Raw genomic sequence first — 15154 nt, 5'->3', positions numbered from 1 at the left:
CAGCGCCGGACCCGCGGTGACCCGCCGCAGCCAGCCCTGGCCAGAGGGCACTCCCTGCTGGTTCGAGCTGATGGTGCCCGACCTGGACGCGGCCCGGCAGTTCTACGCAGGCATCTTCGGCTGGGACTTCCGCGCCCCGGAGCCGCTGGCCCACCCCACCACCGACACCGCTGGGCCCGACACGTCAGCCCCGCCCTACCTGCTGGCCACCCTGGACGGGGTCCCGGTGGCTGGGCTGGGCGAGCTGCCCAGCGCGCCGGAGAGCCCGGTGCCGGCCTGGACGACGTACCTGGCCGTGGAGAACGTGGACACCACCGCGGCGCGGGTCACCAGCTCCGGCGGCGTGGTGACCACTGCACCCACCGACGTGCCGGGGGGACGGCGGGCGCTGGCCGTCGACCCTGGTGGAGCGCGGTTCGGGCTGTGGCAGGCGGGCAGCCTCATCGGCGCAGAGCTGGTGGGCGAGCCGGGCACGGTGTGCTGGAACGAGGTGATGACCCGCGACTACGCCGAGGTCACCGGCTTCTACCGGCGGGTCTTCGGCTACACCACCCGCGACCTCAGCGACGACGAGTGGGTGTACTGCTCGATCGAGAGCAACGGACGCACCATCAGCGGGGTGGCGCAGCTCGGCGAGGACGTCCCGCTGGAGATCCCGCCGCACTGGATGACCTACTTCTCCGCCGCAGACACCGATGCCACCGTGGCCGGCGCAGCCGAGCTCGGCGCCCGCGTGCTCAACGACCCGGTGGACACCGCTGCCGGCCGGCTGGCCGTGGTGCAGGGTCCTGCCGGGGACGTGTTCTCCGTGGTGACCCTGGTGGGCGAGCCCGACGTCTGAGCCGTTTCGACTCGGGTGCAACGCCTTCGGCACGCGCCCCTGACCTGCGGCGGAGCACCGTCGGCGCTCGTGCGGCGAGGCAACAGATTCCTGCCTAGCGTGACGTGGAGCACATCCCATGGTCGCTCCCCGGGCGACCCACCCGAGGAGGCGCCGATGAGCACAATCCGTTCCGAGCCCACCCCAGCCGTGGCGGCGGAGCCAGGCGTCGCCGACCCCGCCCCGCTGGGCCTGGCCGCCTTCGCCATGACGACGTTCGTGGTCTCGGTGTTCAACGCCGACCTGCTCCCGGCCGACCTCGACGCCGTGGTGCTCCCGCTGGCGCTGTTCTACGGCGGGATCGCCCAGCTGCTGGCTGGGATGTGGGAGTTCCGCAACCGCAACGTCTTCGGCGCGACGGCGTTCACCTCCTACGGGGCGTTCTGGCTGTCCTACGCCGCCTTCGTGCAGTTCTTCCACGACGAGCTGCCCCCGGACACCGCGCACAAGGCCATCGGGGTGTTCCTGCTGGGCTGGGCGATCTTCACCTGCTACATGCTCGTCGCCTCGCTGCGGGTGAGCGCCGCGGTGGCCCTGGTGTTCCTGCTGCTGGCCGCCACCTTCATCCTGCTGTGCACCGGCGAGTACATGGACAGCACGTCGGTGCTGAAGTGGGGCGGCTACGTCGGGCTGGCGACGGCAGCGGCCGCGGCGTACGCCTCCTTCGCCGGGGTCGCCAACGCCACCTGGGGGCGGGTGATCCTGCCGGTGGTGCCGCTGGCCCCGCGGCCGCGCTCGGTGGACGCCCGGTAGCCCGGCTAGAGCACCTCGGCCATCTCCGCCAGCGTCTGCGCGCTGGTGTGCGCCGGCTTCCACTGCAGCTCGTGCTTGGCGCGGCTGGTGTCCATCACCACCGAGGTGCGCAGGATGTGCACCCACTCGGCCATGGCGGGCACCAGCGGCAGCCGGGCCACCACCTCGGCGGTGACCGTGGCCAGCGCCGGCGGCACCGACACCGCGTGCGCCCCCAGCGCGTGCGCCACGTCGGTGAGGGTGATCTCGCCGTCCCCGGCCAGGTTGTAGGCGCCGGGAGCTCCCACGCCCAGCACGGCGGCGACGATGGCCGACGCCACGTCGTCGTGGTGCACCAGCTGCACGGGCACCCCGGGGTCCGGGATCACCGGTGCCACCCCGGGGGCGGCGTCCAGCAGCCGCAGCACGGCGCCGGGCAGCCGGTCGCTCACCTTCTTCCAGGGCATGCTGCGGGCCAGCGCCGTCGCCCGTGGTCCCGCGACGATGCACGGGCGCAGCACGTACACCTGCAGGTCGGACCCGGCGGTGGTCTCGGCCAGCAGCTGCTCGCAGGCGGCCTTCTGCTCGGAGTAGTAGTGCTCCGCCGATCCGCGCACCGGCACGTCCTCGGTGAGCGGCACCGGGTTGTCGCTGTGGTAGCCGTAGGCGGCGACCGAGGAGGTGTAGACCAGCCGCCGCGGCCGGGCGGCGGTGACGGTGGCCTCGAAGACGTTGCGGGTGCCGGCCAGGTTGATCCGCTGGCTCTCCTCGCGCGAGCCCATGATCAGGTACGCCAGGTGCACCACCACGTCGGCCTCGGCCACCAGGTCCCGCACGGCCACGGCGTCGAGGATGTCGCCCTGGCGGTACCGGGTCTTGGTCCAGCCCCGCTCGGCCGGGTCGAAGGGGCGCCGCGCCATCCCCAGCACCGTGCCCACCGCCGGATCCCGCTCCAGCGCCTCCACGGCGGCGGCGCCGATCTCACCGGTGGGCCCGGTGACGGCCACGGTGATCGGCTCGCTGCTGGTCATGAGGTCGCCTTGCCCACGTCTGTCTCCCTGCTGGTCAACGGATCCGTACCGCGCTCGGGGCTGGTGCCCCCGCTGCTGGACCCTGCCACCTGCTCGTCGCCGGTGCCGGCCGGCAGGGCGCGCAGGGCCCGCTGCAGCCCGGCCAGCCCGTAGTGTGACCCCGGTCTCTTCTCGACACACGGCAGGGCGCCCGCCCCGGTGCAGGGCGGGGCGGGCGCCTGGTGGTCGGTCTCTCGGGATCAGCCCGCGGGCTTCACGTCCGGGATCCCGCTGGCCGGCGGGGTGGCCGGCTTGCCGGTGTACTCAGTGATCGGGGCGTCCCCGACGTCGGTCTGCAGCAGCGGGGTCACGGGGACACCGTCGGCCTTGGCGTCGAGCTGCACCACACGCATGCCCCCGATTCCGGCGTGCCGGTCGCTGGAGTAGCGGTAGGGCACCAGGTTGGGCCCCTGGAAGTCCTTGCCCTGCGTCTCGATCGCCTTGACGATGCCCTCCCGGGTGGGGCTGGCGCCGGCAGCCTGCAGCGCCTGCACGAAGGTGAACGCCTCAGACATGCCGTAGATCTTGTAGTTGGTCAGCTCGGTGCCGTCCCCGTGCTCCTTCCAGACCTTCTGCCACAGCTGCACCCAGGGGTCGTCGGCGCTGTCCACACCGGGGATGTACTCGGTGGTGAACACCCCGGCCAGCGGGCTCGGGCCGGTGACCTTGCCCTCGGAGAACCGGTTCAGCAGCGAGCCGACGAGCTTCGGGTCCGACCCCACGTTGGAGTAGAGCCACTTCGGCTTGTAGTTGAGCTTCATCGCGGTCAGCTGGGACACCGCGGTGTAGGAGGGCACGTTGAAGCCGACCACCACGTCCGCCCCGGCCTTCTGCAGGTTGGCCAGCTGCGGGCCGACGTCGGTGTTGCCCGGCACGTACTTGACCTCGGCCACCACCTGGTTGCCGACGAACTGCTTGACACCCTTGGCGCCGTCCGCCCCGAGGTCGTCGTCCTGCAGGAACAGCCCGACCTTGGCGCCCGGCATGTTCTTCTGGATGTACTGGCCGAGGACCTTGCCCTCGCTCTCGTAGTCGGTCTGCCAGCCGAAGGTCATCGGGTCCTCCTGCGGCTGGTCCCACATCAGCGACCCCGAGGAGACCAGCAGGTCGGGCACCTTCTCCGAGTTCAGGAAGTCCACCACCGCGCTGTGCGTCGGGGTGCCCAGCCCACCGACGATGGCGAAGACCTGGTCCTTGAGCACCAGCTGGTTGACCACCTCGCTGGTCTTGGCCGGGTTGTAGCCGTCGTCGAGGTACTTGAACTCGATCTGGCGGCCGTTCACCCCACCCGCCTTGTTCACGAAGTCGTAGTACGCCTTGGCGCCGACCGGGATCTCGCTGTAGCCGGGGGCGGCAACCCCGGTGAGGGGGTAGTGCCCCCCGATCACCACCTTGTCCGCGGTGACGCCCACGTCGGAGGCGTCGCCGCCCTCACCGCTGCCCCCGCCGCCGCAGGCGGACAGGACCAGCGCGGTCGCACTGAGCAGGCCGGCCAGGGCCAGGCCTCGTCTCTTTCGGATGGTCATGCCTTCTCCTTCAGCTGGACCGGGCCCGGTGGGGTGGACCTCGGTTGGGTGGGTTTCTGGGTGGACCTGGTCGACCGGAAGCGCCGGTAGGCCGTGGAGAGGGTGCCGAACAGCCCGGTGGGCGCCAGCAGGATCACCAGCACCAGAACGACGCCGTAGATCAGCGGGGCCAGCTGGGCGGCCTGGGTGCTGTCGAGGCCGCGGGCGGTGGCGAAGTCGGTGACCGTGCCGGGCAGGAACACCAGCACCGCCGATCCCAGCACTGCCCCGCTCATGGAGCCGAGACCGCCGATGACGATGGCGGTGAGCAGACCCAGCGACAGCACCAGCGTGAACGCGCTGGGCGCGGCCAGCCGCACCACCAGCGCCATCACCGCCCCCGCGAGCCCGGCGCACGCCGCGCTGACCACGAACGCCTGCACCCGGGTGCGGCCGAGGTTGATCCCGGCCAGCTCGGCGGCGACGTCGTTGTCGCGCACCGCCCGCCAGTGCCGACCCACGTGGCTGCGGGTGAGGTTGAGCAGCAGGAACAGGGTGATGGCGAAGGCCACCCAGCCGAGGTAGGCGACGTACTTGGTGCCGGTGACCGGGTTGCCGCTGAGCGTGTCGACGAGGTCCTTGAACCACGCCGGGGCCGGCGGGGTGGGCACGGTGAGCCCAGCCTCGCCGCCGAGGGTGTCGCTGAAGTACAGCGCCAGCCCGGGCAGTGCCACAGCGAGCGCCAGGGTGGCCCCGGCGAGGTAGGGCCCGCGCAGCCGGGCCGCGGCCAGGCCCACCACCAGGCCCACCAGCGAGGTGACCAGGATGGCCGTCAGGGCGATCAGCGGGAAGGCCAGCGGCTCGTCGGCCCGCAGCATCAGCGCGGCGGTGTAGGCCCCCACGGCCAGCAGCGCGCCGTGCCCCAGCGAGATCTGCCCGTTCAGCCCGGTCAGCAGGGTCAGCCCCACCGTGGCGATGCAGTAGTAGGACATGGTGGCCAGCTGGGAGTTGCGGAAGGAGCTGGTGGACTCCAGCACCGCCACCGCCACCACCAGCACCACCAGGGCCACGAGCAGCTGGCGCACGAGGTTCGACCGCACCAGGTTGGCGGACACAAGGCTCTGTCGCATCATCACTCCTTGTCAGACCCTGCGGGCGACGGCGCTGGAGAACAGCCCGCTCGGTCTCAGCAGGAGCACCACGATCAGCAGGGCCAGCGCGGAAAGGTTGACCAGCTCGGGAGCCAGGTAGCCGCTGACGCCGGAGAGCACGACCCCCAGCAGGAGCCCTCCGACGACAGCGCCCACCGGGCTGTCCAGGCCACCGATCACGGCGGCGACGAAGCCGAGCACGATGATCGGCTCCATGTAGCCCGGCGAGACCAGGCTGCCGGTGGCGATCAGCATCCCGGCCACCGCGCCGACCAGCCCGGCCAGCGCCCAGCCGAAGGTGAGCAGCCGGGACACCCGCACGCCGAGCAGCCGGGACACCTCGTTGTCGAACGCCGCGGCGCGCATGGTCAGGCCCAGGTTGGTGCGCTGGAAGAGCACGACGATGCCCACCAGGACCACCAGGACCACCCCGTAGACCAGCAGGCCGGTGGGGGTGAGCGCCAGGTTGAAGCTGCCCACCTGGAACCCGGTCAGCCCCACCGGGGAGGGGAAGGACCTGAACGAGGAGCCGAAGAGGATGGCCGCCAGCGCCTGGATGGCCACGAACAGGCCGAGGGTGACGATCACCGCGTTCAGCTCGGCCTTGCCCTCCACCGGGCGCATCACCACCCGCTCGATCAGCCCGCCGAGCACGAAGCCGGCCGCCAGGGCCACGGCGAAGGCCAGCCAGTAGGAGTAGCCGGCGCTGACCACCTCGAGGGCGAGGTAGGTGGTGAACATCGCCATGGAGCCCTGCGCGAAGTTCACGATGCGGGTGGACCGGAAGATGAGGACCAGGGCGAGGGCGAAGGCGGCGATGATCATCCCCAGGCTCAGCCCGTTGAGGAAGACGTTCACGAAGTGCTGCAAGGCGGGCTCCAGGTCGTCGGAGGCAGTCAGCGGCCGGGCGGTCGGTGGCCGGTGGTCAGAAGCCCAGGTAGGAGTGGCGCAGGGCGCTGTCGTCGAGCAGGGCGGCAGCGGAGTCGGTGGCCACCACCCGGCCCAGGTTGAGCACCACGCCGGTGTCGGCGATGGACAGCGCGCTGCGGGCGTTCTGCTCGACCAGCAGCACCGTCAGCCCGGTGGAGTCCACGAGCCGGCGGAGCAGGCCGAAGATCTGCGCGACGATGCGTGGCGCCAGGCCGAGCGAGGGCTCGTCCAGCAGCAGCAACCGCGGCCGCGACAGCAGTGCCCGCGCGATGACCAGCATCTGGCGCTCACCGCCGGAGAGCACGTGCGCCTGGGCGGTGTGGCGCTCCCCGAGGACGGGGAACAGGTTGTAGGCGTCGGCGAGGGTGGTCACCGCCAGGTCGCTGCCGCCGGCCAGGTCGCTGCTGTCGGTGCCGGGAGCCGTCTTGGCGGCACCCAGCATCCCCAGCCGGAGGTTCTCCGCCACCGTGAGCTCGGCGATCACGCCGCGCCCCTCGGGGACGTGCGCCATGCCGCGGCGCACCATCTGCTCCACGGGCGCCGAGGTGATGTCGCTGCCCTCCAGCAGCACCCGGCCGCTGTCCGGGCGGACGAGCCCGCTGATGGTGCGCAGCAGCGAGGTCTTGCCGGCGCCGTTGGCGCCGAGCACCGCGGTGATGCGGCCGGCCTCCAGCTCGAAGCCGACCTTGTCGAGCGCGGTCACCGGGCCGTACCGGGTGACGAGGTCCTGGACCTGCAGCACGTCAGCCCCTTCCGATGGTGAGCTGGTCGGTGGGGTCGACCTCAGCGCCGAGGTAGGCGGCGACGACCGCGGGGTCGTCCCGCACCTGGTCGGGGTTCCCGGCCGCGATGACCTGGCCGAAGTCCAGGACGGTGAGGGTGTCGCAGATGCGCATCACCAAGTCCATGTGGTGCTCCACGAGCATCACGGCCATGTCGCTGGTGAGTGCGGCGATCGTCTCGCCCAGCTCGTGCATCTCCTCCTCCGACAGCCCCGCGGCGGGCTCGTCCAGCAGCAGCAACCGGGGCTCGGCGACGATCGCCCTGGCCAGCGCCACCCGCTTCTGGTCCGGGTAGGGCAGCGTCGAGGGGTAGCGGTGCGCCAGGCCGGTGGCCCCCAACCGCTCCAGCGCCGACCACGCGCGGGCCCGCAGCTCGCGCTCGTCGCGGTCAGACCGCGGCAGGCCCAGTGCGGCGGAGACGAAGCCGGCGCGTCGGCGCGCGGCCAGCCCGGTCGTCACGTTGTCCAGCACGGTGAGGCCGGCGAAGAGGCCGACACCCTGCAGCGTCCGCGCGATGCCGAGGCCGGCCAGCTGGTGGGTGCGGAGCCTGACCAGCTCGCGCCCGTCCCACTCCAGTCGCCCCTGGTCCGGGGCGACGAAGCCGCAGCAGACGTTGAACAGGGTGGTCTTGCCGGCGCCGTTGGGCCCGATCACCCCGTGCACCTGGCCAGGTTCCACCCGGAAGGAGACGTCGTTGAGGGCCACCAGACCGCCGAAGCTGACCGAGACGCCGGAGGCCGCGAAGACTGCCCCCGCAGCCTGGCCGGCCGGCTGCCTGTCCCCGCTCGGAGCGGCTGTGCTGATCTCCGACACTGCGTGCCTCCTGGACCCCCGCTGCAACAAACCGTTATGTTTGTTGCTCTGGCAAGTTGCGTGGATCACACCATGAGACCTTCATCACGTCAAGGACCGGAGACTGATGCCCAAGAACCCTGCACCGCGCCTGCCCAACCCCAGCGTGGGTCGCGTCCTCACGCCCCAGGCACAGACCCTGCGGGTGGCCGGCCGCACGCTCCTGGCGGGTGAGCGCCTGGACATGGCCGCGCTGGCGCAGGACGTCGGCGTCAACCGCACGACGCTGTACCGGTGGTTCGGCTCCCGGGACCAGCTGGTGGCCGACGCGCTGTGGTCGCTGGCTGATCGCACCTTCGACCACCTGGAGCGCGACCTTCCGGACGACGGCCAGGCGGTGGCACCGCGCCTGGTGGCCGAGTACGCCCTGGTCGTCATCGAGCACCCCGGCATCCGGGCCTTCCTCGGCCACGACAGCGCCTACGCGTTCACCCTGCTCACCGGGCGGCGCTTCGGCTACCACTCCCGGCTGGTGGCGCGGATCCTCGGCCTGCTCCGCAAGGACCACGCGGCGGGCCTGCTCACCGTGGGCGGCGACGTGGCGCTGGAGGACCTCGCCTACACCTCCGCACGCATCATCGAGGTGTACGCCCACGCCTTCGAGCTGACCGGTGAGGCCGCCGACGGCGACCGGGCGCGCAGGGTGCTGCGCGCCCTCCTGCGCTGATCAGCGCGCTGCGGGGCGGTGCGCCGGACCGTTGACGGATTCGGTGTCCGGGCAGCAGCATCTACCTATCCGCCAGCCGAGGAGGCCACCGATGTCCGACGAGGAAGCCAGCCGCGAACCACTGGAGAAGGCCGAGCGCGCCATCGGGGAGGCGCACGAGGAGCGCAGCCGGGTGGGCAACCTCATCGAGGACCGTGAGGCCGAGAAGGCGGAGGTGGAGCAGGCCCGGCGCGAGGAGGCGGCTGCAGCGGAGCCGGCAGCAGAGGAGCCACAGGAGCCCACGGAGCCCGCCGAGCCCGAAGACGAGTCCGAGGAGCCCACGGAGCCCGCCGAGCCCGAAGACGAGTCCGAGGAGCCCACGGAGCCCGAAGACGAGTCCGAGGAGCCCACGGAGCCACAGGAGCCCGCGGCGCCCGATGACGAGTCCGAGGAGCCCCAGGAGCCCGAAGAGCCCGAAGAGCCCGAAGAGCCCGCCGATCATCGCCAGCAGGAGGCGGACGACACCACGGACACCACGGGCGCCGGCGACGACAAGGGCGCCAGCGACGGCGACGGCAAGGCTGGCGACGACCACGCGGCCACGGCCCCGCGCGAGGAGCCGAGCACGTAGCTCTGGGCTCCCTGTGGGCCGGAGAACGAGAGAAGCCCCGACCAGTGGTCGGGGCTTCTCTCACTACATCGGTGAGGTGTTAGTGAGATCGGCGTTTGCCGAGGTAGAAGTGGCCAAGGCTGGCAACCGGGTGTCGGCCAAACACACGGGATCCCGCGATCTCACACACGAAGTGCCGCCGCCGAGGTCAGCTGACCTTCGGACCGTCACCCGTATGCGGGTTATCGTGCCGGTGTGACCTCGAGGCCGCTCCTGTCCGCTGATCTGACCATGGTGAAGATCAACGGCGGCCGCGCGTGCTCGGACCTGGTGGACTGGGACGAGGATTCCCACGACCCTGAGGTAGGCGAGTACGTGCTCGTCGGCGACGGCGGGTGCGAGCCGATGGAAGCTGTGATCACCGAGCTCCGAGGCGACGGAACGATCCTGCTTGCGGTCACGGCCTTCCAACGGCAGTGAGTGAGACGCCGGCTGACGAAGGCGCCTGCCTTCATCTGGTCCTCAGGACTCGGGTTCGGCGCTGGCGCCGTCATCGGTGAAGGCAAGCTGGGCACCTGGGGCCGGGGTCGTGGAGTAACTGGGGGCCCGATCCTTGGCCTTGGTCGGCCAGGTGACACCGGCCGCCGTCAGGTCTTCCATGCTCAGCAGGGGGCCAGCCAGGACACGGGTGAGCAGATCAGCCTGAACCGCCTCCAGCTCGACGAGGCGGGTGAGCACCGTGAGCAGGTCGACGAGCTCGGTGGTCCACGCCGGCTCCCAAGTGTCGACGTGCATCGAGTCCAGGGGCGAGGTCTTCTTGCCGCCCGGGACGGCCTTGCGGTAGTTGACCCAGGACTTGATGACGTTGCGATCACCGACGGCGTAGTCCCACACCGCGGGGCTGACGGGTCCGAATTCGCCGCTGCCCAGGACGAGCATCTGCCGTGTGGCGTCGTAGGTGACTTCGGTCGGCATGCCGGTGATCGCCGTGCGGCTCAGGGGCTGCCTGGGGTCGCCCGTCGGGTAACGCACCGACCCGTGCGAGCGCCCCGGTCCCGTAAAGGCCTCGCCGTAGGTGTGCAGCCACACCACTTGCCGGCCCAGCTCCACGGCCTCTGCGAAGAGGTCCGAGTCGGCCGACAAGGGAACGCGGATACCGGGGGTGGTGAGCTCATCAGCGAACCGGCGGGTGAACCCCGAGTGGGCAACAACGGCCGCGACGTAGGCAAGCACGTCAACCGCCGGCTGATTACCCGGTAGGGCCGCAGTCAAGCCGGTGGCGAGGTTTGTGGAACCCGACGGGTGCAAGAGCGGCACAGCCCGCCCGCCCCGGCCGTTGAAGTAATGCATGTCTGGGATGTACGAGCTGAACACCATGCCCGGTCCGTCGCTGATGGGCTGCGCATGCTGCTCAACGGCATACACCTGCCCGGGCGCCCGGGCAGACCACAGTGGCGGGCTCTCGGCGTGCATGAGGCGTGCGTCCGGCACTACCCACTGGCGGTCGAACGCGCGGTAGCCAACGCGGACAGGCGCGGGCGCAGGCCCCTTCTCAGAGCTGAACGGACCCTCGTAGACGTGCACGTCGCGCCCCGGCAGGACCCGCTTGAGCCGTTCGAGATAGGCATCCCGACTCTCCTTGAAGAGCGCCTTCTTCGCCTCGGCGTTCGTCTCGGTGGTCAGCCGCCTCCACCGTTCGGCGAGTACAACGCGAGAGGGGGAGTAAACCCAAGTGCGGTTGGGCTTCACCCCGGGCGCTGTCCACGGCATGAGGTCGTTGAGGGCGGGGTAGTCGTCCCAAGCGGTGTCGGCGGCCGGGGTAAACGGCGCCGTCCACGCCGTGCGGACCGAACGCCAGCCTTCGCCCTCCAGTGTCATCGCGCTCAGGGCCGTAAACTTCTCGGCCTGCTTGCCGTGAACTGCGCGATACCGGATGTCGGCTGGCTTGTCGGTGGTGCCGTCGGGCTTGCGGACGAAGATGCCGATGGCCAGTGGCTGACGCACCCCGGGGAAGACCCGGGTGCGGACGTCAGGGGTCTGACCTTCAGGGGTGAGGTCGATGATCCAGCCTGCCGAGGCGTGTCGGCGCAGGTATTTCCGCATGCCCTTGAACCCGGGCCCTCGCAGGTAGCCGGCGGTGGTGATGAAGCAGACGACACCGGCATCCCCGTCGTCTGCGTCCTGCGGAGTCGACTCCCATACCTTCCAGGTGGCCCAACGCCAGAAGTAGACGTAGAGGTTCTTCAGGACGTACTCGGTGCGGCCGTTGTCCTTGAGCTCGAAGTCCTCGAGGATCGGGTGGGTCGTTCCTTTGTGGAGGTTGGCCAGGGTCCCTGACTCGACCCAGCCGCCCATCCCCTCCGCGCGTTCCCGGTAGGGCGGGTTGCCGATCACGACGGTGACGTTCGCGCTGGCCTTGACCTTGTTAGCCCTGGTGCGCGATGCGGCGATGAGCTGGAGGCCGGAGCCGAGCTCGCTGGCAGCGGCGAAGGGGTCATCGAGGGTGTCGGTCACGTAAGTCTTCATCCCGCCGGGCGGGGTGGTCGCTTTGTGAGAAGCCAGCAGGTCGGCGGCACGGAGCTCGGCGACCGCGTAGGGGCCCATCTGCAGCTCGAAGCCCACCAGCCGCTCCGCGACCTCGGTAACTGCACCTGGAACGGCACCAGGCCCGTCGATGGCCTCGGTCTGCTCCGCGACGCGCTCAAGGATGGTGTGCAGGTAGGTGCCGGTGCCCATGGCAGGGTCGACCGTCAGGACGGCTGGGTCCCGGAAGCCAGCGGCACGGCCGAGCTGGGTGGTGAGCACTTCCTCGGCTAGGCGCACCATCTCCTCCACGACGTCGCGGGGTGTGTAGTAGGACCCGGACTGCTTGCGGAGCTCGTTGTCGTAGGCCTCGAGGAAGCTCTCGTACAGGTGCAGGTAGGTGTCGCGCTTGCCCTTGCGCACCCGTGGCCAGTCGACGGCCCCGACCACCCGGACGAGGAGGTCCAGGGTGACTCGGAAGTCGGCGGTAACGTCGTCTGTCAGCAGCTGCAACGCCTTGCCCATCAGGGAATGGTCGTGCCCGAGCTCGGATCCCACCTCGTGCAGCTTGGTGGTGCCGAGATCGATGTCCGCCGTGCGCGCCAGCAACAGGGCGAAGGTGACGGCCTGGGCGTAACCGTCGGCGAAGGCGGCATCTGCCTTGACCTTGTCGGCCATCGCCGGAGCTGGGAACAGCAGGCGACGCCAGTCACGGGCGAGACCGAGAAACGGCTGCGACGCCTCGTCGGAGCCGCTCTTCACCGCCCGACGCTCGCTCGCGAGTTGGTCCAGCACCTCTCCGCGGAGCAGGCGGGTCAGCGGCGCCACCGCTCGGACGAGGGCGCCCACCGAGGTAATCGGCGCTGGCTTCCACCGCAAGAAGTTAGTCAGCAGCTCCTCGAAGCCGAGCGGCGCTGCCAACGCTGCTCCAGCGGTGTCGAGGGTGCCGCCGCCGAGGGTGACCGGTCCAAGGAGTAGCTCGCCGTCGCGGTAGAGCCGCCACTCCGTGCCGTTGGTGTAGACGAGGTTGGGCAGGTCTCGCTGCCGCTCCCACTGGACCTTGTCGTGTCCGGTGAACCCGGCGGGGTCCACCCCGCGGCCGGGGGCCTTCACCTCGATGTAGCCGGTGATGGCGCCCTGCACCGTGACCCCGTAGTCCGGGCGGACCCGTCGCTCGGTGTCGCTCACCTCGTCGTGGAACACCGCCGGCACGCCGAGCGCGTCACCGGCGGCGCCGAGCAGTGCCTCTAGCGGTGAGCGGATCGCGGCTTCCCGGGCACCCGGCCCCGCCAGCTTCGCCTTGCACGCAACACCAAAGGCGTTGACCGCCTTGCTAACCCACCCGCTCGTCGTCCCCACACCACGACTGTATCCGCGGTCGACCCACCACGGGCAGCCCAACACGGACATCCGCGGACGCTCGCGAACGTGACCTCGAGAAGTTCCCGGCGTCGTCCCATGCGGGCTACGCCGATCTGCCCCGGCTGTCAGCGCGCCGGAACTCGCACCGTGGCGGACCCCGGGCCGAGAGGGCCCCGGGACGCCCCACCCGACGGAGGGCTCGTGCCCACGCACACCACCCCCCCGACGAGGTGTGACTCCCCGCCCTGAGCGCGGTGCATCCAGAGCGGCACAGGTCGGTGGTGCCGCACCCCGTGCGATCAGATCCTTGTCCCCCTTGTGGGCTACACCGCCGCGCCGAGAGGTGGTGCGTGGGTCGCAGTACGCGGCTCCGGCGGATGCCGGGGCACAGGCCCCGGGACGCCCACAGGCCTGGAGGCCTCATGTCCACCCAACCGAGCTCCACCCCGAAGGTCTCGCGTTACGAGACGCTCCTGCTGGAGCGCATCACCGCAGGTGAAACCATGATCGAGTACCTCTGCCACCCCGAGGCGCGCCACCTGGCTTCGGCCGTCTTCCGCCGTATCGAGCGGATGGAGCTGACCTTGGAGCGCTTCCGCCGGTACCCGGTGGACTTCTTCCAGCGGGTGATGCCGGCCGAGGACGCCCGCTGGCACACCCCGCCGGGCACACCCGCCCAGCACCTGACGTCACCGTGCAGCCTGTGCGTGGCACTAGACCAGGCCAGCGGCCTGAACAACACCACGCTCACCGGTCTGCCGGTGGCGGCATGAGTGCCGTCGCGGTCCCCATCAAGGACAGCTTCGCCAGCCTCAGCGGGAACACACTCCTCATCCGGACCTGGCAGACCTCCGACACCGACATCGTGGGCGCGGCTCGTGCCGCGTGCGCCCGTGGTGAGGACCTGGACGGGTGGGTTTCGGCGGTCATCCGCTCCGGTGCGGCAGCGACCACCGTCGCCTCCGCCGGAGCTGACCTCAGCCGCCTCGAGCGGGCAGTGGACAACCTGGGGGAAGCAGTCACCATGCAGGTCACGTCCGCGCTGGGGCAGCTGGAACTCGCCGTAGCCCACGCAGTCGACCCCCACGACGGCCAGATCGCCGCCGCCAGCCAGGCGGCTGTGAGCCGGCTCGCCGAGGGAGTCAGCAGGTTGTTGACCGGGCCTGAGGCGACCGTGCCGGCCCGGGTGCAGCTCGCGGTCAGGGAGGTCACCGACCAGAGCCTCGGAGAGATCCAGAGGGCCCTGGCCGCTCAGGCCTCCAGCGTCCAAACCGCGGTCACCAGCGACCGTGAACGTCTCCACCGGTCCCTGCTGGATACGGTTCATCAGCAGCATCACGAGCTGGTGGAGGCCGTGGGCGAGGTCAGGAACAGCCTCGCACTGCGGGATACGCTCGCCGATGCGGAGAAGAGAAGTTCCCGGAAGGGCTTCACCTTCGAACGGGCCTGCGCGCACCTGCTGGGCGGGATCGCTGCCCAGGCCGGAGACGGGGGCGCGGAGGCGGTGGGCGGCAAGACCGGCACCACCGGAAGGAAAGGTGACGTGCTCGTCGAGCTGACCAGTCTCGGCGCACCCGCCCCGCGGCTGATTGTCGAAGCCAAGGACCGGGCGGGCAACCCCCTCAGCGTCGCCGAGTGGCGCCAGGAGCTGGCCGCTGGCCGCCAGAACCGCGGCGCCGCAGTCGCGCTCGGCATCACCCGACCCGAGCTGATGCCTACCGCAGGGCAACGCATCGTGGTGCTCGACGAGCGCACGATGGTCCTGGGCTGGGACCCCGATGAGGGGGACGAGCTCGCCGTCGCCTGTTACCTCCTCCTGCGCCTCACCGCGGCGGCAAGTACGGCTACCACCACCGCCATCCCAGTGGCAGAGGTCAAGCGGCAGGTCGGTGACGTCCTTCAGTCCCTCACCCGACTGGACACGATCCTGCAGCAGACAGGTACCGCCGAACGGGCACTCGGGCGCATCTCCGATGCTGCAGCGGCCCTGCGTGCAGACCTCGAGCAGCGCGTCTCCTCAGTGCAAGCACTGCTCACGTAGTTCACAGCGAGGCCCCGGCAACCAGCCGGGGCCTCGCCGCGTGTTGCTGTACCCCAGGGGCAATCCAACC

General features: G+C 70.6%; 14 protein-coding genes. 7 read left to right on the top strand and 7 right to left on the bottom strand.

What is annotated here, in order from left to right:
• Positions 1 to 16: 16 nt before the first annotated feature.
• Together AC3YNX_RS04925 and AC3YNX_RS04920 are read left to right on the top strand one after the other, a co-directional pair.
• Positions 17 to 841: a VOC family protein gene (locus AC3YNX_RS04925; RefSeq protein WP_489994771.1), complete on the top strand. Its 825-nt coding sequence runs from the start codon at positions 17 to 19 to the stop codon at positions 839 to 841.
• Between the two features lie 156 nt (positions 842 to 997).
• Positions 998 to 1633: an acetate uptake transporter gene (locus AC3YNX_RS04920; protein ID WP_127781608.1), complete on the top strand. Its 636-nt coding sequence runs from the start codon at positions 998 to 1000 to the stop codon at positions 1631 to 1633.
• A 5-nt stretch (positions 1634 to 1638) separates the two neighbouring features.
• On the opposite strand, the gene AC3YNX_RS04915 is transcribed toward AC3YNX_RS04920, so the two are convergent.
• From AC3YNX_RS04915 to AC3YNX_RS04890, 6 genes are all read right to left on the bottom strand, one after another.
• Positions 1639 to 2643 (bottom strand): NAD-dependent epimerase/dehydratase family protein, encoded by a 1005-nt coding sequence (locus tag AC3YNX_RS04915; protein WP_489994770.1) that lies wholly within the window; start codon positions 2641 to 2643, stop codon positions 1639 to 1641.
• Positions 2644 to 2882: 239 nt separating this feature from the next.
• The gene (locus AC3YNX_RS04910) at positions 2883 to 4208 is read right to left on the bottom strand and encodes an ABC transporter substrate-binding protein (RefSeq protein WP_489994769.1); all 1326 of its coding nucleotides are present in this window, start codon (positions 4206 to 4208) and stop codon (positions 2883 to 2885) included.
• A complete protein-coding gene (locus tag AC3YNX_RS04905; protein ID WP_489994768.1) occupies positions 4205 to 5317 on the bottom strand; it encodes a branched-chain amino acid ABC transporter permease in 1113 nt (370 codons plus the stop codon). Before AC3YNX_RS04905 ends, AC3YNX_RS04910 begins: the two co-directional genes overlap by 4 nt.
• Before the next feature lie 12 nt (positions 5318 to 5329).
• Positions 5330 to 6208 (bottom strand): branched-chain amino acid ABC transporter permease, encoded by an 879-nt coding sequence (locus tag AC3YNX_RS04900; RefSeq protein WP_489994767.1) that lies wholly within the window; start codon positions 6206 to 6208, stop codon positions 5330 to 5332.
• A 55-nt stretch (positions 6209 to 6263) separates the two neighbouring features.
• Positions 6264 to 7010 carry an ABC transporter ATP-binding protein gene (locus AC3YNX_RS04895; protein ID WP_489994766.1) on the bottom strand — a complete coding sequence of 249 codons (747 nt, stop codon included), beginning with the start codon at positions 7008 to 7010 and terminating at the stop codon, positions 6264 to 6266.
• 1 nt (position 7011) lies between these two features.
• Complete coding sequence (locus tag AC3YNX_RS04890) at positions 7012 to 7863, bottom strand: ABC transporter ATP-binding protein (RefSeq protein WP_489994765.1); 852 nt, start codon at positions 7861 to 7863, stop codon at positions 7012 to 7014.
• A gap of 106 nt (positions 7864 to 7969) precedes the next feature.
• Here AC3YNX_RS04890 and AC3YNX_RS04885 point away from each other — a divergent pair, with 106 nt between their 5' ends.
• The 3 genes from AC3YNX_RS04885 (at position 7970) to AC3YNX_RS04875 (ending at position 9638) form a co-directional block, all read left to right on the top strand.
• On the top strand, positions 7970 to 8569 hold the full coding sequence (locus tag AC3YNX_RS04885; RefSeq protein ID WP_489994764.1) for a QsdR family transcriptional regulator: 600 nt from the start codon (positions 7970 to 7972) through the stop codon (positions 8567 to 8569).
• A 91-nt stretch (positions 8570 to 8660) separates the two neighbouring features.
• A complete protein-coding gene (locus tag AC3YNX_RS04880; protein WP_489994763.1) occupies positions 8661 to 9179 on the top strand; it encodes a hypothetical protein in 519 nt (172 codons plus the stop codon).
• Positions 9180 to 9413: 234 nt separating this feature from the next.
• Positions 9414 to 9638, top strand: a complete 225-nt coding sequence (locus AC3YNX_RS04875) for a hypothetical protein (RefSeq protein WP_489994762.1) — start codon at positions 9414 to 9416, stop codon at positions 9636 to 9638.
• A gap of 42 nt (positions 9639 to 9680) precedes the next feature.
• On the opposite strand, the gene AC3YNX_RS04870 is transcribed toward AC3YNX_RS04875, so the two are convergent.
• On the bottom strand, positions 9681 to 13040 hold the full coding sequence (locus AC3YNX_RS04870) for a type ISP restriction/modification enzyme (RefSeq protein WP_489994761.1): 3360 nt from the start codon (positions 13038 to 13040) through the stop codon (positions 9681 to 9683).
• 425 nt (positions 13041 to 13465) lie between these two features.
• Here AC3YNX_RS04870 and AC3YNX_RS04865 point away from each other — a divergent pair, with 425 nt between their 5' ends.
• Positions 13466 to 13816: a hypothetical protein gene (locus AC3YNX_RS04865; RefSeq protein WP_489994760.1), complete on the top strand. Its 351-nt coding sequence runs from the start codon at positions 13466 to 13468 to the stop codon at positions 13814 to 13816.
• Positions 13813 to 15084, top strand: a complete 1272-nt coding sequence (locus tag AC3YNX_RS04860) for a hypothetical protein (protein ID WP_489994759.1) — start codon at positions 13813 to 13815, stop codon at positions 15082 to 15084. Before AC3YNX_RS04865 ends, AC3YNX_RS04860 begins: the two co-directional genes overlap by 4 nt.
• Positions 15085 to 15154: the final 70 nt, after the last annotated feature.

It is taken from the genome of Rhodococcus sp. Z13_19A, from assembly GCF_058133575.1.
This window is presented reverse-complemented; position numbering and strand designations above follow the sequence as displayed.